This is a genomic window from Pseudomonas sp. GW458-11-26-14-LB4 (assembly GCF_059423925.1).
The window spans coordinates 82,069-104,755 of sequence record NZ_JBWKYU010000015.1 but is presented as its reverse complement, the minus strand read 5'-3'; the positions used below and the strand labels follow the sequence as shown (position 1 = coordinate 104,755).

The following is a 22,687-nucleotide window of genomic DNA, read 5'->3' as shown; positions in this document are numbered from 1 at the left end:
CAGAATCGATGAGTAAACGCCTGTGTTTTTTATTGTTGAGCACTGCGATATCACCCCGTCCCTTCGGCGATACCGGTCAGATGAGTCCTGGTGTTGCACGCACAGGCTCATGGCCAGCGTCGCTGCCCGACCGGGCAGTCAGCGTTGGCGTGAGCCGATCAAAGCAATTACTGTTTAATAAATAAAATCGATTTATCGTATTTCACACATAAGCTCAGCTTGTTACTGAAGTTCGCCTGTAAACGAGGAATCAGCCATGTCGGTTTCCCACGCCCAGCTCAAAGCCTTTCACGCCGTGGCCGTGCACGGAAGCTTCACCAAGGCCGCCGAGCGGCTTTATCTGACGCAACCGGCGATTTCCGACCAGGTGCGCAAGCTGGAAGAACGCTTCGGTGTGTTGCTGTTCCATCGCAACAAGCGCTCGGTGCGCCTGACGGATCTGGGGGAACGCTTGCTGGCGATCACCCAGCGCTTGTTCGTGGTCGAAGCCGAAGCCCAGGAGTTGCTGCAGGAATCCCAGGCCTTGCAGACCGGCAGCCTGATTCTGGCGGTGGATGCACCGGTGCATGTGCTGCCGCAGATTGCCCGGTTTTGTGAGCGCTATCCGGGGATCAGCGTGAAGATCGAGACCGGTAACACCGATGAATCGCTGTTTCGACTGTTCAACTATCAGGCTGATCTGGCGTTGCTCGGGCGCGATGTCAGCGATGAACGCCTGCTGTGCGTGCCGCTGCGCAACGATCCGATGGTGGCGTTCGTCTCGCGCCATCATCCATGGGCCGAGCGTGAATCGATCTGCCTGGAGGATCTGGACGACACGCCGCTGGTGCTGCGTGAACACGGCTCGGTGACCCGCCAGACCCTGGAAGAGGAAATGGCCCGCGCCGGTTTCCGCATCCGCCCGGCGATTCAGGTCGAAGGCCGGGAAGCGGCGCGGGAGGCAGTGGTCGTGGGGATTGGGGTGGGCGTGGTGTCGGCGGCGGAGTTTGGTGCGGACTCGCGGGTTTGCGCGTTGCCGATCACCGATTGCACCCGGCGACTGACCGAGACACTGGTGTGCCTGCGGGAGCAGAGCTCGCGGCGGGTAGTGGCGACGTTTCTCGAGATGGTTCGCGAAAGTCTTGTTCAGACCGGCGCCAACCCGAAAAACGCCTGAATCAACCGCAACTCTCGCCGCCGCTCCACGCAGCCAATCATGTGCCGGTTCACCAGCCCTTCTCCCGCGATGGGAATTGCGACGACACGGGGGTCATGACTGACCTCCACCGATGACACCACCCCCACCCCCAATTCAGCCGCTACCGCCTCCGTCACTGCCTCGCGGCTGTCGAGCTCCAGCAAAACCCGTGGGCTGACCGACGCCTGCGCACAGGCCTGATCAAACGTACGCCGGGTAATCGAACTCGGCTCGCGCAACACCATGATCACCTGATCCAGTTCCTTGAGCCTGACCTCGCCGGAACGCGTCGCCCACGGATGCGCGGCCGGCACCAGTGCGCAGATCCGCGATTCACTCAGTGCTTGCAGATGCAGCCCTTTGCGCGGCTCGACCTCGGTCAGCACCGCCACATCGGCATGCTCGGACAACAACGCCGCCAACGTTTCCTGGGCATTGCCCAACCGCAGATTCACCGTGATCCCCGGATAACACGCCCGCAGGCTGGCAAGCATCGGCATGACCATGTGCGGACCGTCCGCCGCCACCTCAAGGCGTCCGGTCAGCAATTGCCGATTAGCCTCAAGCAGCGCCTGCGCCTCTTCGGCCATACCGAACATCGCCCGGGTGATCGCCGCCAGTTTGATGCCCTCTTCTGTCAGCTCGACCCGGCGCGCCGTCCGTCGCAACAGCGTGATCTGGTAATGCTCCTCCAGCGCCTTGATGTGCCCGGTGACCGCCGGCTGGCTGATGAACAAGCGTGCGGCGGCACGGGTGAAGCTGCCTTCCCGGGCCACGGCGTCGAAGGCGCGGAGCTGGAACAGGTTCATGAATAACCCTCACTGATGGCTGGCATAACAACAAACAATTTGATTGATGATCCGCCGAATTGCAACGTAGGCCCCGTAGCTTCATCCCACAGCGCTATCGCGAGGACACACGAATGAGTACTGCCGCACCCATCCTGCTCACTCCCGGCCCGTTGACCACCTCGGCCCGCACCCGCCAGGCGATGATGGTCGACTGGGGTTCATGGGATGACCGCTTCAACCAACTGACCGCCAGCCTGTGCGAACAACTGCTGGCGATCCTCAACGGCGCCGACAGCCATCACTGCGTACCTTTGCAGGGCAGCGGCACCTTCGCTGTCGAAGCCGCGATCGGCACCCTCGTCCCCCGCGACGGCAAGGTACTGGTGTTGATCAACGGCGCCTACGGCAAACGTCTGGCGAAAATCTGCGAAGTGCTCGGCCGCTCGTTCAGCACCTTTGAAACCGCTGAAGACGAACCGACCACCGCCGCCGACGTCGACCGCCTGCTGCGTGCCGACAGCGACATTACCCACGTCGCGCTGATCCACTGCGAAACCAGCACCGGCATCCTCAACCCGCTGCCGGAGATCGCCCAGGTCGTCGAGCAACACGGCAAACGCCTGATCATCGATGCCATGAGCTCCTTCGGCGCACTGCCGGTGGATGCGCAAAAAGTCCCGTTCGACGCGCTGATTGCCGCCTCCGGCAAATGCCTGGAAGGCGTGCCGGGCATGGGCTTCGTGTTTGCACGCAAGGAATCTCTGGCCGCAGCCGCCGGCAATTCGCATTCGCTGGCGATGGACCTGTTCGACCAGCACAGCTACATGAAGAAGACCGGCCAATGGCGCTTCACCCCGCCGACCCATGTGGTCGCCGCGTTGCATGAAGCCCTGCTGCAATACAACGAAGAAGGCGGCCTGCCGGCGCGGCATGCGCGTTACGCCGCCAACTGCCAGGCACTGATGGAAGAGATGGGCAAACTCGGCTTGCGCAGCTTCCTGCCTGCTGCGATTCAGGCGCCGATCATCGCGACCTTCCACGCACCGAAAGATCCGCGCTACCAGTTCAAGGACTTCTACGAACGGGTCAAGGCCAAGGGTTACATCCTCTACCCCGGCAAGCTGACCCAGGTCGAAACCTTCCGCGTCGGCTGCATCGGCCACGTCACCCCCGCGCAGATGCGCGAAGCCGTCGCGGCGGTGGGTGAAGTGCTGCGCGAGATGGAAGTGCTCGACATCTGATTCACCCGGCCCGCTCCCTCATTTGAATTGCATTGCCCACACAGGATTCTGACCAACATGAACTACAACAACCCAACCCAGCTGCAAGCCGCCATCCTCGACTGGGCCGGCACCGTGGTCGACTTCGGTTCTTTCGCACCGACCCAGATCTTCGTCGAAGCCTTCGCCGAGTTCGACGTCCAGGTTTCCATCGAAGAGGCCCGTGGCCCGATGGGCATGGGCAAGTGGGATCACATCCGCACCCTGTGCGATCAGCCGCAGGTTGCCGAGCGCTATCGCAAGGCGTTCGGCCGCACCCCGACCGACGATGACGTGACCGCGATCTACAACCGCTTCATGCCGCTGCAGATCGAGAAAATCGCCGAGCATTCGGCGCTGATTCCCGGCGCGCTGGAGACCATCGCCAACCTGCGTCAGCAAGGGATCAAGATCGGTTCCTGCTCGGGTTATCCGAAGCAGGTGATGGACAAGGTTGTGGCACTCGCCGCCACCAACGGCTACGTCGCCGACCACGTCGTCGCCACCGACGAAGTGCCGAACGGCCGCCCATGGCCAGCCCAGGCGCTGGCCAACGTGATTGCGCTGGGCATCGACGATGTCGCCGCCTGCGTGAAGATCGACGACACCGTGCCGGGGATTCTCGAAGGCCGTCGCGCCGGCATGTGGACCGTGGCGCTGATCTGCTCCGGCAACGCGCTGGGCCTGGATTACGAAGGCTATCGCGCACTGGGCAGCGACGCCTTGGCCAGTGAGCGCAAGCGCATTCACGCGCTGTTCGAAGGTTCGCGCCCGCACTACATGATCGACACCATCACCGATCTGCCGGAAGTGATTGCCGACATCAACAAGCGCCTGGCCAACGGCGAGATGCCGCAAAGCAGCTGATAGCGCCGTCTGCCGCAAACAAAAACGCCAGTGTCTGCCCGACACTGGCGTTTTTTCATGGGCGTTTTCAGTCAAATCGCTGACTCAGCTCAGTGAAAGCTTTTTTAGCCTCGGGCAAACGCGTCAAAGGGGATTACAGTTAAGGCATGCCGTCGCAGAACGGCACGCTTGAGCCCTGAACCGTGAGGAACGCCGTATGCCGTGGACAAATTCCGAATCCCGTTACAGCACCGTGTCGATCCTGTTGCACTGGCTGATGCTGGTGCTGTTGGTGCTGGTGTACGCCAGCATGGAATTGCGCGGGCTGTTTCCCAAGGGCAGCGGCGGTCGCACGCTGATCCGCGAAGTGCATTACATGCTCGGGCTGACCGTGTTCGTGCTGGTCTGGTTTCGCCTGTTCGCCCGCAGCCTGGGCCCGGCGCCGAAAATCTTCCCGGCCTCGCCACAGTGGCAAACCACCCTCGCACGCTTGATGCATTGGGCCTTGTACCTGTTCATGATCAGCATGCCGATTCTCGGCTGGCTGATCACCAGCGCCGAAGGTCATCAGGTGATGTTCTACGGTTTCGACCTGCCGTTGCTGGTGAATGAAGACAAGGTGTTCGCCAAAGACGTCGAGCACTGGCATGTGCTGATCAGCACCATCGGCTACTGGCTGATCGGCCTGCATGCGCTGGCGGGGATCTATCACCATTACGTGGTGCGCGATAACACGCTGCTGCGGATGATGCCCAAGCGCAGCCAGGGTTAACCGTCGAATCCACGCCGACCCTGCAAGCCGCCGGTGTGGACGAAGATCAAGCGTGAACCGCGGGCAAAGCGACCCGCCTCGATCTGTTGTTTGAGCGCCAGCAAGGCTTTGCCGGTGTACAGCGGTTCGAGGGGAATGCCGCTGGCCTGTTCGGTTTGCGCGATGAATTCAAGCAACGCCGGATCGACCTTGGCGAAACCGCCACGACTGGCGTCGATCAGTTCGTAGCCTCCAGCCTTGCCCACAATTGCCTCGAGATTGGCCGCGACGCCGTGATCGTCGGGCACGGCCATTGCGCCGTACACCGCATGTTGTCCGGACTCGGCCAACACCAATCCCGCGAGCGTGGTGCCCGTGCCGCAGGCCAGCCACCAACCGTGGTAGTCGTCCCAGCCGAGCTTACCGAGTTGTTGACTGACCTGATCCTTCAGTGCCGCGCAGCCCTGCGCGCCCGGCAACCCGCCGCCCCCTTCAGGCACCGGATGCAGCGTCGGATACTGCGCCAGCCACGGCTGCCAGAACCCCGGCTCGTGCCGCGCCCTATAGCCGCCGTAACCGAGCCAGTGCAGCTGCATGCCGAAATCCCGCAGATCCCTCACCGTCGGCGTGTCCTGCTGATGCCCGCGCAACAGCCCGACCGTTGCGAATCCCAGGCGTTTGCCCGCAGCCGCCAGCGCATGCAGATGATTGGAGTGCGCACCGCCCAGGCTGATGATGCCTTCGGCGCCCGCACGGTCGGCAGCTTTGAGATGTTCGACGAGTTTGAACCACTTGTTGCCGCTGATCAGCGGATCGATCCGGTCGAGACGCAGGATCGCGACTTCAACGCCGGCGGCGGTGAGCCAGTCCAGATGAAGCGCTTCGAGGGGGGCTTGAGGTAGCCAGTCGGTGGGAGGCAGAAACATGAAGGCCGGCTCTGTGCAAAGAGCCGGCATTCTAGGGTGGATCAGAGCTCGGCGGCCAGACGCGAACCCTGATTGATCGCACGTTTGGCATCCAGTTCGGCCGCCACATCGGCGCCGCCGATCAGGTGCACGTTCTGCCCGGCTTCGACCAGACCGTCGTGCAGCTCGCGCAGCGGATCCTGGCCGGCGCAGATGACGATGTTGTCCACCGGCAGCACTTGCGGCTCGCCGGTTTCGCCGATGCGGATGTGCAGGCCTTCGTCGTCGATCTTCAGGTATTCGACGCTGTTGAGCATCTGCACCTGCTTGTTCTTGAGACCGGTGCGGTGAATCCAGCCGGTGGTCTTGCCCAGACCGTCGCCGACCTTGGATTTCTTGCGTTGCAGCAGGAACACGTCGCGCGCCGGTGCGTGCGGTGCAGCCTTGATCCCGGCCACGCCACCACGGGCTTCCAGATTCGTGTCGATGCCCCACTCTTTCCAGAACGCGGCGCGATCCTGACTGGTGGCCACGCCTTCATGGACGAGGAATTCCGAGACGTCAAAACCGATACCGCCGGCACCGATCACCGCCACACGCTTGCCGACCGGTTTGCGCTCAAGCAACACATCCAGGTAGCTCAGCACCTTGGCGTTCTCGACACCCGGAATCGCCGGCAGACGCGGCGCAATGCCGGTCGCCAGGATGACTTCGTCGTAACCGCCCTCGACCAGTTTCGCCACGTCGACGCGGGTGTTCAGGCACACCTCGACGTTGGTGGTCTGCAGTTTGCTTTTGAAGTAGCGCAGGGTTTCGTAGAACTCTTCCTTGCCCGGCACACGTTTCGCGACGTTGAACTGGCCACCGATTTCGCTGGCCGAATCAAACAAGGTCACCTGATGCCCGCGCTCGGCGGCCACGGTGGCAGCGGACAGACCGGCAGGACCGGCACCGACCACGGCGATCTTCTTGATCTGCTTGACCGGCAGGTAGTTGAGTTCGGTCTCGTGGCAGGCACGCGGGTTGACCAGGCAACTGGTGAGCTTGCCGCCGAAGGTGTGATCGAGGCAGGCCTGGTTGCAACCAATGCAGGTGTTAATTTCGTCGGCGCGGCCTTCAGCTGCCTTGTTGACGAAGTCCGGATCGGCGAGGAACGGCCGCGCCATCGAGACCATGTCGGCATCGCCTTCGGCGAGGATCTGCTCGGCGACTTCCGGGGTGTTGATACGGTTGGTGGTGATCAGCGGAATACTCACCGAGCCACGCAGCTTGGCGGTGACCTTGCTGAACGCCGCACGCGGCACTTTGGTGGCGATGGTCGGGATCCGCGCTTCGTGCCAGCCGATACCGGTGTTGATGAGGGTCGCGCCGGCCTGCTCGATGGCTTTGGCCAGGGTGACGATTTCTTCCCAGGTGCTGCCGCCTTCCACCAGATCGAGCATCGACAGACGGAAGATGATGATGAAGTTCGGGCCGACCGCTTCACGTACGCGGCGTACGATTTCCACCGGCAGGCGCATGCGGTTTTCGTAGCTGCCGCCCCAACGGTCGGTGCGGTGGTTGGTGTGGGCGGCGAGGAACTGGTTAATGAAATAACCTTCCGAGCCCATGATTTCCACGCCGTCGTACTCGGCGGTCTGGGCCAGTACCGAGCAGGTGACGAAATCGCTGATCTGCTTCTCGATGCCTTCCTCGTCCAGCTCTTTGGGCTTGAACGGGTTGATCGGCGCCTGGATGGCGCTCGGCGCGACCTGTTTCGGGCTGTAGGCATAACGGCCGGCGTGGAGGATCTGCATGCAGATCTTGCCGCCCGCATCATGCACAGCGCGAGTGACGATGCGGTGCTTGAGCGCTTCTTCCTCGGTGGTCAGCTTGGCTGCGCCGGAGTACACACCGCCCTCGTCGTTCGGGCCGATACCGCCGGTGACCATCAGGCCGACACCGCCACGGGCACGCTCGGCAAAATACGCCGCCATGCGTTCGAAACCACCCGGCTTCTCTTCAAGGCCGGTGTGCATCGAGCCCATCAGGGTGCGGTTGCGCAGCGTGGTGAATCCCAGGTCCAGCGGGGCCAACAGGTGCGGGTATTGAGTGGCGGTCATCGTTAACTCCACAGCAGCGATCACGGAAAATGCGGGAGCTCTGCGTCCCCCGTCAGTCATGCTCGACAGATTAGGAGTCGCATCGCTGTCACTCAATGACCGAAACTGACAAGTTATTGATCCAAATGCGCAGCGCCCCTTGGCAAGCCGGGGCTGGCGCCCTACCCTGTCCGCACACCCTGTACCCGGTTGTTGTTGGATTTCATGCGCAAACTTCTGTACCTGACTTTTTCCATGGCGCTCATCGCCGCGCTCACCTTCTACGCCATGTGGGCGGCTGACCGCCCGGCCGGTCATTACCTGTCGGACCTGCGGATCAAACTGGCGGTCGATCAGGGCACGCCCGCCGATCGCGGCAACCTGCTGGGCATCCAGCCCGAGCTGTTCCCCACCGACTACCAAAGCCCCGAACGCCTGCACCGCAAGCTCGCCGCCTATTTGCAGCAGGCGCAGGATCAGGGGCTGTTGAATGATAAAACCGTGGTCATCCTGCCCGAGCATGTCGGCACCTGGCTGATGATCAGCGGCGAGAAAGACGAGCTGTACCAGGCCGCCACCCTCGCCGAAGCGATGAACTGGCTGGCCGCGAGCAATCCGGTGCAGTTTGCTCGCGCCTGGCTCGCCGCCAAGGGCAGCAGCCGTCTGGATGACGCGCACCTGCGGATGAAATCTCGGGACATGGCCAAGAACTATCAGGCGCTGTTCGGTGGCCTGGCCAAGGAATTCCACATCACCCTGGTGGCCGGCTCGATCGTATTGCCTGAACCGAACATCATCGATGGCCGGCTCAAGACCGGCAGTGGTGAGCTGTACAACAGCACCGTAGTGTTTGGCCGCGACGGTGCCCCGCTCGGCCAGCCACAACGGCAGATGCGCCCGATCTTCGATCAGGACGACAGCTCCGGCGAGGCTTCCCGGATCAATGTGGTCGATACCCCGGCCGGGCGCCTCGGCGTGCTCATCGGCAGAGACAGCTGGTATCCGGACAACTACCGCAAACTGGATGAGCAAGGCGCGCAACTGATTGCGGTCCCGGCGCTGATCACAGGTCATGGCGTGTGGGATCAACCGTGGAAGGGTTACAAAGGCTTGAGCGTGCCGGACTCGGTCAGCCTGAAACCGGGAGCCGTCAGCGAGGGCCAGGCCTGGCACCAATTGACCCTGACCGCGCAACCGTCGGCCAGCAAGGCGCTGGCCGGCATGAGTGTGTTTCTGCGCGGGCAGTTCTGGGACAAACCGAGTTCCGGGCAAAGTTTCCTCAGCAGCAACGGCCAGCAATTCGCTGACAGCGAAGCCCGTGGCGCGCGCCTGCTGAACCTCTGGTTGTAACCCATGAAACCGCAGCCCATGCGTCTCGGGGATCTGTCGGTGGGCTTCGTCCACAGCCTGGCCGATGCCGTGCGCAGCCATGACGTCGATCCGCTGCCATTGCTCGAGCAGTACGGCCTGGATGCCGCACGACTGGCCGAAGCCGGGGCGCGCCTGTCGATCCCGCGCTACATGCGCCTGGGGCATGGCGCGATTCAGCTTACCGGCGATCCGGCACTGGGTTTGCGCATGGGCCGGCTCAGTCGCCTGAGTCAGGCCGGGCTGGCCGGTGTGACCGCCGCGCAGGCGCCAACCGTGCGCGAAGCCGCTCGCTGCCTGACTCGCTTCGAACCCTTGTACGGCTCCAACTATCGCGGCCAGTCGAGTTTCCACGAAGACGCCAGCGGTGCGTGGCTGCGCTTCTACTCGATCAGCCCGTACAACGCCTACAACCGCTTTGTGGTGGATTCGATCATCGCCGGCTGGCTGCAGCAGTTGTCCAGCGTCAGCCCCGAGCCCTTGCGCACCGAGCGGATCGAGATCGAATTCGATAGCCCGGATTATCGCGACGCTTATGCGGTGCTGGGCGATTGCCCGATACAGTTCGGCGCCGAACACAATCAATTGCGTCTGAGCCTCACCAGCCTGGCCCAACGCAACCCGGAGCATTGCCCCAGCACCTGGAAACATTTGCTCGGTCTGTGCGAACGGGAACTGGAGCAATTGACCCGCACCCGCAGCCTGCGTGAACGCATCACGCAATTGCTCGGGCCATTGCTCAATGGCGGCCGGGAACCGGACCTGGAAGAAGTGGCGGCACGCCTGAAGCTGCCGACCTGGACGTTACGGCGAAAGCTGGCCGAGGAAGGCACGCAGTTTCGCGCGATCCTCAATGACACCCGCCGTGATCTGGCGATGACCTACATCCGCGACACCGAACTGGCATTCGGTGAAATTGCCTACCTGCTGGGCTTTGCCTCGGCCGAAGCTTTCCAGCGCGCCTTCAAGCGCTGGAACGGCCAGACACCGGGCGAATTTCGCCGCAGTCACCGCAAGACAGGCTGACGCCTCACAGCTCGGTGGCGTCTTCCGCAGGCTCTGGTGAATCCAGCTCAAAGGCCTGGAATTCGAGCAGTTCTTCTTGATAGTCATCCATTGCGTAATCCCCCTACTGCTTGCTTGAAATGGCCTGGAACAAATGACCAGTGCCTCGAGCATAAAGTGCCCGTGTGAAGGAAAAATGAAACGCGTCCTTCATGAAATAAACGTAGCAGGCGGTCAGGAATTTATCGCGGGAAATTTTTCGACGGGGCTTGCAGGAAGAAGCTCAAGGGAAACAACAAAACGCCACGCGTCCGACAGCGGTCGGAGGCGTGGCGTGAAGTTCACTGCCCGGAGGCAGGCATGGCCGGAATCGGCTCGGAGGGCGGCGGTATGTCCGTCGGGTTGGCCGGCGGCGTGATGGTTTCCGTGGCGGGCGCAGGCTCGGCAACCGGTGCCGGGGTGATCGGTGCAGCTTCGGCCGGCGGTGCTACAGGTTCGGAGCTGGCCGGGGCCGCTTCTGCAGGCGCTGGTGCCGCAGCGGGCTCAGCGGCCGGCGCTGGGGCCGTGGTCGGTTCAGCCGCAGGGGCTGGAGCCAGCGGAGCCGGTGCCGCTTTGGCTTCCGGCACACCCAGGTCAGTCTTGGGTTTTTCGGTGATGTGCGCAGCTTTCTTCGCATCGGCCGGCAGGAACAGCTCAACCAGGGTGAAGAAACGCTCGTAGAACTTCTGCGACGACACCGTTTCGCTGGCCACCTTGACCATCGAATCGTCAGACGAGCCGATCGGCATCGACACCGAGCCCAGCACGCCGACACCGAGGCTGGCCGAGTTGTTGGTCTTCTTCAGCGCGTAGCGGTCCTGCAGGGCGTTGGCGAACACGGTGGCGTGATGGCCGGCGCTGCCATCATCGGCGCACACCACGTTGAAGCTGATCTCAAGGTGGGTTTCGCCGGTCTGCTGGAAGCTCTTGTGCCCGCTGACCAGTTTCGGGTCGTTGCTGGTAATGATATAGCCCTGGCTGAGCAACGCTCGGCGGGCCGCTTCGCAACTGGCGGTGTCGGTCACCGGGTAATTGCGCGAAAAGGTGCCGGAGTCGTCGAAATTCTCATGCTCGTAGATGGGCTTGTCCTTGGAGCAGCCGGCAGCGGCGGTCAGCAACAACGCCAACCCGATGAAACGCACGGGAATAGAATTCAACATTAAACATCCTGAGGGAAAACGGTCCGGGGCGTATTGTGCAACAGATCGCTGCCCCGCGGCGTATGGATTAGTGTCTTAAAACAGTTACAACTCTACCGGTCATGAGCGACAGGAAAAAGTCGCGCCGATAAATGATCGATGAACACCCGCAATTTGGCAGTTGCGTGCCGGCTCGACGGCCACAAAACCCAGAACTGCCCGACGTGCTGCAGATGCTCCTCCAGTACGCGCTGCAGGCGACCCTGTTGCTGAGATTCATGGATCATGAAGTCCGGCAGACAGGCGATGCCCATGCCCGCCAGCGCCGCATGCCGCACGGCTTCGATCGAGGTACTGACCAGACGTGTCGGCAGGGTCGGCTCGGGCGCGCCCTCCTCGCGTTTGAGCGGCCAGGACTCCAGTTTGCCCGTGGCGTGAAACGTATGGCGCAGGCAGGCGTGCTGCGTCAGTTCGGCCGGGGTCTGAGGTTCGCCGCACTCGCGCAGATACGCGGGACTGGCCACCAACACCATATGAAACTCGCCCAACGGTCGTGCCATCAGTCGCGAGTCTCGCGGTTTACCCGTTCGGATCACCGCATCGAAACCTTCGTCCACCACATCCACCATGCGATCGGTCAGGTCCAGATCCAGCTCGATCTGCGGATACAGCGCCATGAACTCGTTCATGACCGGCATCACCAGGTCATGCACCTGCGGCAGGCTGACCCGCAACTTGCCGTGAGGCGCCGCTGCGGCATCGCACATTTCAAATTCAGCCGCTTCGACCTCCGCGAGGATCTTGCGGCAACGTTCAAGAAACAGCGCGCCTTCGCTGGTCAGCGTGATGCTGCGAGTGGTGCGGTAAAACAACCGCACATTGAGCCGTGCCTCCAGGCGGGCGATGCTTTTGCCGACCGCCGACGAAGACACGCCCTGCAAGCGAACGGCCTCGGTAAAACTGCGGGTTTCCGCCACCTGCACGAACACCGAAATACTGCCCAGGCTGTCCATTTATCCCTCCCTGATTCACGACATTCTTGTCCGAGATGTTCGGAACCCTAACCTGTTTTTCCCGAATGTGCAGCGCCCTACCCTATGGCCTTCGTCTCCTTTGGCAAAATGGAAACCCGCCCATGAACGATGCGCCACTCACTTCCCCCACGCTCGCCGGCACCGTCGAGCCCGCAGAACGATTACCGCTGGGTGCATTGCTCGCACTGGCCACCGCCGGATTTATCACCGTGCTGACCGAGGCGATGCCCGCCGGCCTGTTGCCACAGATGAGCGCGGGGCTTGATGTCTCTCAGGCCCTGATCGGGCAACTGGTCACGCTGTACGCCATTGGTTCGATGCTGGCGGCCATTCCACTCACCATTGCCACCCGGGGTTGGCGTCGACGCCCGCTGCTGCTGTCGGCCATTGGTGGGTTCGCCATTGCCAACAGCATCACTGCGCTGTCGGAGCTGTACTGGCTGACCCTGATTGCACGCTTGATCGCGGGCGTATTCGCGGGGCTGCTGTGGGCGTTGCTGGCCGGCTACGCAAGCCGGATGGTCGCACCCCACTTGCAAGGCCGGGCCATTACGGTGGCCATGCTCGGGGCACCCCTTGCGCTGTCGCTGGGCATTCCGGCCGGGACGCTGCTGGGCACGGCGGTCGGCTGGCGCCTGAGCTTCGCGATCATGACCGGGCTGACCGTGCTGCTGGTGATCTGGGTGCGTTGGCAAGTACCGGACTTCGCCGGTGAACGCGCCGGCAAACGCCTGCCACTGCGCCAGGTGTTTACCCTGCCGGGCGTGCGATCCGTGTTGTTTGTAACCTTGTCCTACGTCGTCGCGCACAACCTGCTGTACACCTACATCGCGCCATTTCTGGAGCCATCGGGACTTGGCGGAGAAATCGACCGAGTGTTGCTGGTATTCGGCCTGGCGTCAGTACTGAGCCTGTGGATCGTCGGCAGTCTGATTGATCGCTGGCTGCGTCAGTTGGCGCTGGTCAGTGCAATGCTGTTCCTGCTGTCAGCGATCGCACTGGGCCTGTGGCGCGAATCGCCGGGCGTGGTCTACACCGCCACCGCCGTCTGGGGTCTGGCGTTCGGCGCGATGCCCTCGCTGTTGCAGACAGCCCTGGCGAAAACTGCCAAGGAGGCTGCCGATACCGCGCAATCGATGCTGGTGACTCTATGGAATGTCGGCATTGCCGGCGGCGGGCTTGCGGGCGGTCTGCTGCTGAACAACCTGGGCGTCGGGAGTTACCCGTGGATTGTCGCGGGTCTGTTGCTGCTGACTCTGTATGCGACCACCAATGCCCGGAGCCATGGTTTCCCGAACGCCGGATAGCGTGCATAAAAAAGCCCCGGATTTGCATCCGGGGCTCGGGTCTTGCGGCTCAGCCAGGCATCAGAAACGCTTGATGTCGGCTTCGGCTTCCAGCTGTTTGCGGTACGCCGCGAAGTCTTGCTGGCCCACACGCGATGCGAGGAAGCGACGGTATTGCGCTTTCTCTTCATCGGTCGGAGCCGCTGCTTCGTTCACGCCGTTCAGGCGCACGATGGTCAGGCTGCCGTCCGCCAGCGTTACGCTGGTGAAGGTCGGCTTGTCCTTCGCGGCCGGTTTCGGCATGCGGAACAACGCTTGCAGCACCGCCGGATCAACGCCTTCCTGAGCGCGGTTTGCTGCTTCGGTAACTTTCCAGCTCTGACCGTCCACCGCCTTGTCCAGCGGGGTCTTGCCATCACGCAGACTGGCGATCAGTTGCTCCGCCTTGGTCTTGGCAGCCGCGCTGGCGTGCTCTTTGGTCAACTGGGCGCGAATGGCGGTGGCCACGCTTTCCAGCGGCAATTGAGCAGGCTTCAGGTGCTCCTTGGCGCGCAGCACGATCACGGTTTCCGGATCCAGCTCGATAGCTGTGCTGTTGGCACCCTCTTCCAGCACTTCGGTGCTGAACGCGGCAGTCACTACAGCACGGTTGGCTGCAACGCCTTCGCCACCTTCACGGCCGAACGGCTTGGAGGTGTGCACGGTCAGTTTCAGATCCTGCGCTGGCTGGGCCAGGTCGGATGCTTCGAACGAAGAGTCTTCCAGTTGCTTGGTCGCCTCGACGAAACGCTGCTCGACTTGCTGGGTTTTCAGCTCGCGGGTCAGCTTGTCTTTCAGGCTGGCCAGCGTCGGCACTTCAGGCGCCTCGATACCCAGCAGCTTGATCAGATGGAAACCGAAGTCGGTGCGAACCGGCTCGGACACCTGATCCTTGTTCAGCGAGTACAGGGCTTTCTCGAAGGCTGCATCGTAAACGCCAGGACCGGCATAACCCAGGTCACCGCCGTTGTTGGCCGAACCCGGATCCTGCGAGAACTCCTTGGCCAGCGCTTCGAATTTCTCGCCCTTGGCCAGACGCGCCTGGACTTCTTCGATCTTCGCCTTGGCCTGAGCTTCGGTAGTCTTGTCGTTGACTTCGATCAGAATGTGCGCCGCACGACGCTGTTCCGACAGGTTGGCGATCTCTTTCTGATACGCCGCCTGCAGGTCTTCGTCCTTGACGGCGACCTGATCGAAGAACGAAGCCTTCTTCAGCTCCAGGTAATCGATGACCACTTGATCCGGGGTCATGAATTCCTTGGCGTGCTCGTCGTAGTAAGCCTTGACCTCGTCATCGGTCAGCTTCACGGCCGAAGGGTCAGCCTTGATGTTCAGCGTGGCGAAATCGCGGGTCTGTTTTTCCAGACGGGCGAAGGCCAGCACCTGAGCATCGGTCACGAAACCGCTGCCTGCCACACCGGCGCGCAGTTGGCCGATCAGCATTTCCTGAGCCAGCATCTGGCGGAACTGCATGCGGCTGTAGCCCAGTTGACGGATCACCTGATCGAAACGGTCGGAGCTGAACTTGCCGTCGACCTGAAATTCAGGCGTCTGCAGGATCACTTGATCCAGGGCCGCTTCGGAGAAAGCGAATTTCGATTGTTCTGCGCCTTGCAGCAGCAGCTTGCGATCGATCAGACCCTTGAGGGCCGATTCGCGCAGCATTTTTTCGTCCAGCAAGGAAGCGTCGAAGTCCTTGCCCAGTTGTTGCATCAGCTGACGGCGTTGCATATCCACCGCCTGGCTCAGCTCGTTCTGGCTGATTTCTTCACCGTTGACCTTGGCCGCCTCATTCTTGTGAGTCGTGGCCTGGAAAATGGCGTCGAAACCGGTCAGAGCCATCAGTGCAACGATGACTCCGATAATGGTCTTGGCAATCCAGCCTTGTGAATTGTCCCTGATATTCTGCAGCATGCGTCCCCCAGAAACGGTTGAACTTCAAAATTAGGCAACCGTGGAGCGTGGGTAGAATCCGGATAGAAGAAAGGCGCATCCGAGGATGCGCCTTCTCGTAACTGGCGGAGCGGACAGGGCTCGAACCCTCGATCCCGGTGTGACAGGCAGCTATTCCAACCGCCTGCTCTACCGCTCCGCTGCCAAGTCAGGCATGACCCCGACCCGGATGGGTAAAAACCTGAATCAAACTTAGTTGACGGCTTCTTTCAGGGCTTTACCGGCTTTGAAACCTGGCTTTTTGGCTGCCGCGATTTCCAGAGTCTTGCCGGTCTGTGGGTTACGACCAATGCGAGCTGGACGATCAGTCACGGAGAAAGTACCGAAACCAACCAGAACAACGGAGTCGCCAGCCTTGAGAGCGCCAGTGACGGATTCGATTACAGCGTCCAGCGCACGGCCAGCAGCAGCTTTCGGGATATCAGCGGATGCAGCGATAGCATCAATCAGTTCCGACTTGTTCACTCTAAGTCCCCTTATATCTATTTGAGTATGATTCTAAGTTTTTTGGTGAAAGCAAAAACGAGTGCTGAATGGCCTACAGACACTTAAGAGCCGCTTTATAACAAGGGCTCTAAAAAGCTGTCAAGGAAGCCCCCCAGGCAAAAGCGTATTAATGCGTGCTAATTCTTTCCTTAGAGTCAGACTCACGTTTTTCGTCCTTGGCAACTATCTCCGGAGCCACATCCGGCAAGGGCTCCGGCGCGTATTGCAGCGCAATTTGCAGGACCTCGTCAATCCATTTAACCGGTTTGATCTGCAGATCCTGCTTGATATTGTCAGGAATCTCCTTCAGATCGCGCACGTTCTCTTCCGGAATAATCACTGTCTTGATTCCGCCACGGTGAGCGGCCAGCAGTTTTTCCTTCAGACCGCCAATGGCAAGGACTTGACCACGCAGGGTGATCTCGCCGGTCATGGCAACATCGGCGCGCACAGGAATACCCGTCAAAGCCGACACCAGCGCAGTACACATGCCTACACCGGCGCTCGGGCCGTCTTTCGGCGTAGCGCCTTCCGGCATGTGGATGTGCGTGTCACGCTTCTCGTGGAAGTCCAGCGGAATGCCCAGGCTCTTGGCACGGCTGCGCACCACGGTCAGGGCCGCAGTGATCGATTCGACCATTACGTCACCCAGCGAACCGGTCTTGATCAGTTGACCTTTACCCGGCACTACGGCGGCTTCGATGGTCAGCAGTTCGCCGCCCACCTGAGTCCAGGCCAGGCCGGTCACTTGACCGATCTGATCCTGTTGCTCGGCCAGACCGTATCGGAACTTGCGAACGCCGAGGAAATGCTCCAGCAGATCAGCTGTCACTTTTACCGAGAAGCGTTTTTCCAGTGCGTGCTCTTTGACCGCCTTGCGGCAGACCTTGGCAATCTGCCGCTCGAGGCCACGCACACCGGCTTCGCGGGTGTAGTAACGGATGATGTCGCGGATCGCTTCTTCGTCGAATTCCAGCTCGCCCTTCTTCAGGCCGTTGGCTGCAATCTGCTTCGGCGACAGGTACTTGACCGCAATGTTGATCTTCTCGTCTTCGGTGTAACCCGGCAGACGGATCACTTCCATCCGGTCCAGCAGCGCCGGCGGAATGTTCATCGAGTTCGAGGTGCACAGGAACATCACATCCGAAAGGTCGTAATCGACTTCCAGATAGTGGTCGTTGAAGTTGTGGTTCTGCTCAGGATCGAGCACTTCCAGCAACGCCGACGCCGGGTCGCCACGCATGTCGCTGCCCATTTTGTCGATTTCATCGAGCAGGAACAGCGGGTTGCGCACACCCACTTTTGTCATCTTTTGAATCAATCTTCCTGGCATCGAACCGATGTAAGTCCGACGGTGACCACGGATTTCCGCTTCATCACGCACGCCACCGAGGGCCATGCGCACGAATTTGCGGTTGGTGGCATGGGCGATCGACTCGGCCAGCGAGGTTTTACCCACGCCCGGAGGACCGACCAGGCACAACACCGGGCCACGGATTTTCTTCACGCGCTTCTGCACGGCGAGGTATTCAAGGATGCGTTCCTTGACCTCTTCGAGGCCGTAGTGATCGGCGTCGAGAATGTCTTCGGCACGGGCCAGGTCCAGACGCACCTTGCTCTGAGCCTTCCACGGCACCTGAACCAGCCAGTCGATGTACGAGCGCACCACGGTGGCTTCGGCAGACATCGGCGACATCTGCTTGAGCTTGTTCAGCTCGGCAGTGGCCTTGGCCAGAGCATCTTTCGGCAGACCGGCAGCGTCGATACGCTTTTTCAGGTCTTCGATTTCGTTGTGGCCTTCGTCGCTGTCGCCGAGCTCCTTCTGAATGGCCTTCATCTGCTCGTTCAGGTAGTACTCGCGCTGACTGCGCTCCATTTGCTTTTTGACGCGGCCACGAATGCGTTTTTCGACTTGCAGCAGGTCGATCTCGGCGTCCAGCAAGGCCAGAACGTGCTCGACCCGGGCCGACAAATCGATGATTTCGAGGATTTCCTGCTTCTGCTCGATCTTCAGCGCCATGTGCGCGGCCATGGTGTCTACCAGGCGGCCAGGCTCGTCGATGCTGTTGAGCGACGACAGGACTTCAGCCGGGACTTTCTTGCCCAACTGCACATATTGTTCGAACTGCGACAGCAGGCTGCGCACGAACACTTCGGATTCGCGCTCGGCGGCGTCGACTTCCTCGATCAGCGAGACTTCGGCACGGCAGTGGCCATCGACTTCGCTGAAGCGCTCGACAGCGCCACGCTGCTCGCCCTCGACCAGAACCTTGACGGTGCCGTCAGGCAGCTTGAGCAGCTGCAGAACAGTGGCGATGGTACCTACGCGATAGAGAGCTTCTTCACCGGGATCGTCGTCAGCCGGGTTTCTCTGGGCCAGCAGCAGGATCTGCTTGTCGCCCGTCATCGCGGCCTCGAGGGCTTCGATGGATTTCTCGCGCCCCACGAACAGCGGGATAACCATGTGCGGATACACAACGACATCACGCAATGGCAGGAGAGGCAATTCGATGGTGGTCTTCATGATTTCGCCTCTACGGCGGCCATATGGCCGTAATCAGATGGAATTAAGCTTGAAACCAAGATGGGGGCTGCCTTGAAAAAAAACAAGCGCAAAGCGGATGTAAAAAACGACATAAAAAAAAAGAGGCCCGAAGGCCCCTTCTTTGTACCGGCAGACCGGGCGCTTACGCGTCAGGTGCAGCCTTGGCAGCCGGCTCACTGTTTTCGTAGATATACAGTGGCTTGGACTTGCCTTCGATCACGCTTTCATCGATCACGACTTTGCTCACCTCGGACTGCGAGGGGATTTCATACATCGTGTCGAGCAGCACACCTTCGAGAATCGAACGCAGGCCACGGGCACCGGTTTTACGTTCCAGGGCACGCTTGGCGACCGATTTCAGCGCGTCGGAACGGAACTCCAGATCCACGCCTTCCATCTCGAACAGCTTGGCATACTGTTTGGTCAGGGCATTTTTCGGCTCGGTGAGAATCTGCATCAGCGCAGCCTCATCCAGCTCGTCCAGCGTCGCGAGGACCGGCAGACGACCGACGAATTCCGGGATCAGACCGAACTTGACCAGGTCGTCAGGCTCGACTTCACGCAGGGACTCACCGACTTTCTTGCCTTCTTCCTTGCTGCGCACTTCTGCGTTGAAACCGATGCCACCCTTGGTGGAACGGTTCTGAATGACCTTCTCCAGACCGGAGAATGCGCCACCGCAGATGAACAGGATGTTGCGGGTATCAACCTGAAGGAATTCCTGCTGCGGATGCTTGCGGCCACCTTGCGGCGGAACCGAAGCGACCGTGCCTTCGATCAGTTTGAGCAAGGCCTGCTGCACGCCTTCCCCGGAAACGTCCCGGGTAATCGACGGGTTGTCGGACTTGCGGGAAATCTTGTCGATTTCGTCGATGTAGACAATGCCCATCTGGGCTTTCTCTACGTCGTAATCACACTTCTGCAGCAGCTTCTGAATGATGTTCTCGACGTCTTCACCCACATAACCCGCCTCGGTGAGGGTGGTTGCGTCGGCGATGGTGAACGGAACGTTCAGCAAGCGGGCCAGGGTTTCGGCCAGCAGGGTTTTACCGGAGCCTGTCGGGCCGATCAGCAGGATGTTGCTCTTGCCGAGTTCGACGTCGTCAGCCTTTTTGTCACGCTGGTTCAGACGCTTGTAGTGGTTGTACACCGCTACTGCCAGAACCTTTTTGGCACGTTCCTGACCAATTACATACTGATCAAGGATGCCGCTGATTTCTTTAGGCGAAGGCAATTTATGCGCGCTGCTTTCGGCCTGTGCTTCCTGCACCTCCTCGCGGATGATGTCATTGCACAGGTCGACGCACTCGTCGCAGATAAAGACCGAGGGGCCGGCAATCAATTTGCGCACTTCATGCTGGCTTTTGCCACAGAAGGAGCAATAGAGCAGCTTGCCGTTGTCCTCGCCGTTGCGGGTGTCAGTCATTCGTTCGATCCAAATCCGATAGGCTTGCAACACAAGATGAAGGCTATTGCGGGCTTTTTCAAGCCCGCCGCTGATCAGACGCGCCGACCAAGCCTATTTTGAGCTGCTTATTTTTAAGCTGGGCGCTGGTTGATCACTTCGTCGATCAGACCGTATTCCTTCGCAGCTTCTGCACTCATGAAGTTGTCGCGGTTGGTGTCGCGCTCGATTTCTTCAAGCGTACGGCCGCTGTGCTTGGCCATCAGCGTGTTCAGACGCTCGCGGATGAAGAGGATTTCCTTGGCATGGATTTCGATGTCCGATGCCTGGCCCTGGAAACCGCCCAGTGGCTGGTGAATCATCACGCGCGAGTTCGGCAGGCAGAAACGCTTGCCAGGTGCACCGGCCGTCAGCAGGAATGCGCCCATGCTGCACGCCTGACCGATACAGGTAGTCGATACGTTTGGCTTGATGAACTGCATGGTGTCGTAGATCGACATGCCCGCTGTCACCGAACCGCCCGGGGAGTTGATGTAAAGATGGATGTCCTTGTCCGGGTTTTCCGCTTCAAGGAACAGCAATTGCGCGCAAATCAGGTTGGCCATGTAGTCCTCTACAGGACCCACCAGAAAGATCACTCGTTCCTTGAGAAGACGCGAGTAGATGTCATAGGCGCGCTCGCCACGAGCAGATTGCTCGACAACCATCGGGACCAGGCCGCCGGCGGCCTGGATATCAGAGTTCTGCTGAATATAGGAATTACGGAACATGCTCTGCAGTCACTCCCAAATAGTCATGTCTTGAATACGCATAAGCCAGCTCGAAGGCTGGCTTATGGTGTGTGCTTCTAACGCAAAAACAATCAGTCGGCTTTTGGAGCTTCTACCGGCTTGACCGCTTCTTCGTAAGAGACCGATTTGTCGGTCACGCTAGCTTTCTGCAGAACAGTATCCACAACTTGTTCTTCCAGCACAACCGAACGGACTTCGTTCAGTTGCTGCTCGTTCTTGTAGTACCAGGACACGACCTGCTCAGGCTCTTGGTAAGCCGAAGCCATTTCCTGAATCATTTCGCGAACGCGGGCTTCGTCTGGCTTCAGGTCGAACTGCTTGACCACTTCAGCAACGATCAGACCCAGTACAACGCGACGCTTGGCTTGTTCTTCGAACAGCTCGGCCGGCAGTTGGTCTGGCTTGATGTTGCCACCGAACTGCTGAACAGCCTGCACGCGCAGACGATCAACTTCGTTGGACAGCAGAGCCTTAGGCACTTCGATCGGGTTGGTGGCCAGCAGACCGTCCATTACCTGATTCTTGACCTTGGATTTGATCGCCTGACGCAGTTCACGCTCCATGTTCTTGCGAACTTCGGTGCGGAAACCGTCGATGCCGCTTTCCTTGATGCCGAATTGAGCGAAGAACTCTTCGTTCAGCTCAGGCAGTTTTGGCTCGGAAACGGTATTTACAGTCACGGTGAACTCGGCGGTTTTGCCAGCCAGGTCCAGGTTCTGATAGTCCTCTGGGAAGGTCAGGTTCAGAACGCGCTCTTCGCCGGCTTTAGCACCAACCAGGCCTTCTTCGAAGCCAGGGATCATGCGGCCGGAACCCAGTACCAGCTGAGTGCCCTTGGCGGAACCGCCAGCGAACACTTCGCCGTCAACCTTGCCAACGAAATCGATGTTCAGCTGGTCTTCGTTCTGGGCAGCGCGATCGGCTACTTCAAAACGGGTGTTCTGCTTGCGCAGGATGTCCAGCATCTTGTCCAGATCGGCGTCAGCCACGTCAGCGCTCAGGCGCTCGACGGTGATGCCTTCGAAGCCGGCAACGGTGAACTCGGGGAACACTTCGAATACGGCTACGTATTCCAGGTCCTTGCCAGCTTCGAGCGACTTAGGCTCGATCGACGGCGAACCGGCCGGGTTCAGCTTCTGCTCAACCACAGCTTCGTAGAAGGAGGACTGGATCACGTCGCCGATCGCTTCCTGGCGCGCATCAGCACCGAAACGGCGCTTGATTTCGCTCATTGGCACTTTGCCTGGACGGAAGCCAGCAATCTTGGCCTTTTGGGCAGTCTGCTGCAGACGCTTGTTGACCTGAGTCTCGATGCGCTCAGCCGGCACGGTGATGCTCATGCGGCGCTCAAGAGCAGTAGTATTTTCAACAGAAACTTGCATGGATATTCCTCGTTGCACAGACGTTAGCCGGCCGTTTCCGACCCAAGAATCAAGGGCAAGCATTCTAGTAGGTCAAACTCAAGAAGTCACCCTACTGAAAACGGGTAAAAAAACAGCAGGCCATTTGAAGGCGGGGACAAACGGTTGCGCCTCGCCCTGTTAGCAAATACAGCCAATTCAAGCCAGGGCTCTGCGCCAACCTCTTCTATATATAGAGGCGGTTGAATCATCTCCCTGACAGCCGACCTCGCAAGCAAGGCCGACGGGCAGTGCAGCATCATCGAGCAACATTGATACGACGAAGCACCCTGCCCTGCGACCCGAAACCTGCAGCCGCCAAAATCCGAAACCGTAAAACAAAAAAGGCGCCAGACTGTTAAATCTGGCGCCTTTCGGAATATGGGG

18 protein-coding genes are annotated in these 22,687 nt (G+C 60.2%); 7 read left to right on the top strand and 11 right to left on the bottom strand.

From position 1 onward, the window contains the following. The first annotated feature begins 256 nt into the window (after positions 1 to 256). Complete coding sequence (locus tag AC07XZ_RS20060) at positions 257 to 1,156, top strand: LysR family transcriptional regulator (protein ID WP_007951543.1); 900 nt, start codon at positions 257 to 259, stop codon at positions 1,154 to 1,156. Here the strand turns inward: AC07XZ_RS20060 and AC07XZ_RS20055 are convergent. Next, entirely contained in the window at positions 1,126 to 1,986 is an 861-nt protein-coding gene (locus AC07XZ_RS20055; RefSeq protein ID WP_102719552.1) for a LysR substrate-binding domain-containing protein, read from the bottom strand. The two genes, AC07XZ_RS20060 and AC07XZ_RS20055, sit on opposite strands and share 31 nt — an antisense overlap. Before the next feature lie 113 nt (positions 1,987 to 2,099). Between AC07XZ_RS20055 and AC07XZ_RS20050 the strand changes: the two genes are divergently transcribed. The 3 genes from AC07XZ_RS20050 (at position 2,100) to AC07XZ_RS20040 (ending at position 4,845) form a co-directional block, all read left to right on the top strand. Further along, positions 2,100 to 3,209: a 2-aminoethylphosphonate--pyruvate transaminase gene (locus AC07XZ_RS20050; RefSeq protein ID WP_102687143.1), complete on the top strand. Its 1,110-nt coding sequence runs from the start codon at positions 2,100 to 2,102 to the stop codon at positions 3,207 to 3,209. A gap of 57 nt (positions 3,210 to 3,266) precedes the next feature. Next, positions 3,267 to 4,094, top strand: coding sequence for a phosphonoacetaldehyde hydrolase (gene phnX / locus AC07XZ_RS20045; protein ID WP_085745923.1), 828 nt, complete (start codon positions 3,267 to 3,269; stop codon positions 4,092 to 4,094). 196 nt (positions 4,095 to 4,290) lie between these two features. Then, complete coding sequence (locus AC07XZ_RS20040; protein WP_102687142.1) at positions 4,291 to 4,845, top strand: cytochrome b; 555 nt, start codon at positions 4,291 to 4,293, stop codon at positions 4,843 to 4,845. On the opposite strand, the gene AC07XZ_RS20035 is transcribed toward AC07XZ_RS20040, so the two are convergent. Continuing rightward, on the bottom strand, positions 4,842 to 5,750 hold the full coding sequence (locus AC07XZ_RS20035; protein ID WP_085745921.1) for a 1-aminocyclopropane-1-carboxylate deaminase/D-cysteine desulfhydrase: 909 nt from the start codon (positions 5,748 to 5,750) through the stop codon (positions 4,842 to 4,844). The genes AC07XZ_RS20040 and AC07XZ_RS20035 overlap by 4 nt on opposite strands. A gap of 41 nt (positions 5,751 to 5,791) precedes the next feature. Continuing rightward, positions 5,792 to 7,831: an NADPH-dependent 2,4-dienoyl-CoA reductase gene (locus tag AC07XZ_RS20030; RefSeq protein WP_102687141.1), complete on the bottom strand. Its 2,040-nt coding sequence runs from the start codon at positions 7,829 to 7,831 to the stop codon at positions 5,792 to 5,794. Between the two features lie 204 nt (positions 7,832 to 8,035). Between AC07XZ_RS20030 and AC07XZ_RS20025 the strand changes: the two genes are divergently transcribed. Both AC07XZ_RS20025 and AC07XZ_RS20020 read left to right on the top strand, forming a co-directional pair. Beyond that, complete coding sequence (locus AC07XZ_RS20025; RefSeq protein ID WP_102687140.1) at positions 8,036 to 9,160, top strand: nitrilase-related carbon-nitrogen hydrolase; 1,125 nt, start codon at positions 8,036 to 8,038, stop codon at positions 9,158 to 9,160. A gap of 3 nt (positions 9,161 to 9,163) precedes the next feature. After that, positions 9,164 to 10,204: an AraC family transcriptional regulator gene (locus AC07XZ_RS20020; protein WP_102687139.1), complete on the top strand. Its 1,041-nt coding sequence runs from the start codon at positions 9,164 to 9,166 to the stop codon at positions 10,202 to 10,204. Positions 10,205 to 10,524: 320 nt separating this feature from the next. Here AC07XZ_RS20020 and AC07XZ_RS20015 read toward each other — a convergent pair whose 3' ends face one another. After that, positions 10,525 to 11,382, bottom strand: a complete 858-nt coding sequence (locus tag AC07XZ_RS20015) for a DUF2242 domain-containing protein (RefSeq protein WP_102719551.1) — start codon at positions 11,380 to 11,382, stop codon at positions 10,525 to 10,527. Positions 11,383 to 11,474: 92 nt separating this feature from the next. After that, a complete protein-coding gene (locus AC07XZ_RS20010; protein ID WP_102687137.1) occupies positions 11,475 to 12,374 on the bottom strand; it encodes a LysR family transcriptional regulator in 900 nt (299 codons plus the stop codon). Between the two features lie 122 nt (positions 12,375 to 12,496). Between AC07XZ_RS20010 and AC07XZ_RS20005 the strand changes: the two genes are divergently transcribed. Continuing rightward, positions 12,497 to 13,702 (top strand): MFS transporter, encoded by a 1,206-nt coding sequence (locus AC07XZ_RS20005; protein ID WP_102687136.1) that lies wholly within the window; start codon positions 12,497 to 12,499, stop codon positions 13,700 to 13,702. Between the two features lie 60 nt (positions 13,703 to 13,762). Here AC07XZ_RS20005 and AC07XZ_RS20000 read toward each other — a convergent pair whose 3' ends face one another. From AC07XZ_RS20000 to tig, 6 genes are all read right to left on the bottom strand, one after another. Continuing rightward, positions 13,763 to 15,634 carry a SurA N-terminal domain-containing protein gene (locus tag AC07XZ_RS20000; protein ID WP_102687135.1) on the bottom strand — a complete coding sequence of 624 codons (1,872 nt, stop codon included), beginning with the start codon at positions 15,632 to 15,634 and terminating at the stop codon, positions 13,763 to 13,765. Between the two features lie 231 nt (positions 15,635 to 15,865). After that, positions 15,866 to 16,138, bottom strand: coding sequence for an HU family DNA-binding protein (locus tag AC07XZ_RS19995; protein ID WP_002552737.1), 273 nt, complete (start codon positions 16,136 to 16,138; stop codon positions 15,866 to 15,868). Positions 16,139 to 16,286: 148 nt separating this feature from the next. After that, complete coding sequence (lon, locus tag AC07XZ_RS19990) at positions 16,287 to 18,683, bottom strand: endopeptidase La (protein WP_085745914.1); 2,397 nt, start codon at positions 18,681 to 18,683, stop codon at positions 16,287 to 16,289. 163 nt (positions 18,684 to 18,846) lie between these two features. Next, positions 18,847 to 20,130 carry an ATP-dependent Clp protease ATP-binding subunit ClpX gene (clpX, locus tag AC07XZ_RS19985; protein WP_007951558.1) on the bottom strand — a complete coding sequence of 428 codons (1,284 nt, stop codon included), beginning with the start codon at positions 20,128 to 20,130 and terminating at the stop codon, positions 18,847 to 18,849. A gap of 113 nt (positions 20,131 to 20,243) precedes the next feature. Further along, positions 20,244 to 20,879 (bottom strand): ATP-dependent Clp endopeptidase proteolytic subunit ClpP, encoded by a 636-nt coding sequence (gene clpP / locus AC07XZ_RS19980; RefSeq protein ID WP_007951559.1) that lies wholly within the window; start codon positions 20,877 to 20,879, stop codon positions 20,244 to 20,246. A 92-nt stretch (positions 20,880 to 20,971) separates the two neighbouring features. After that, positions 20,972 to 22,282 carry a trigger factor gene (gene tig / locus AC07XZ_RS19975; RefSeq protein WP_011335037.1) on the bottom strand — a complete coding sequence of 437 codons (1,311 nt, stop codon included), beginning with the start codon at positions 22,280 to 22,282 and terminating at the stop codon, positions 20,972 to 20,974. Positions 22,283 to 22,687: the final 405 nt, after the last annotated feature.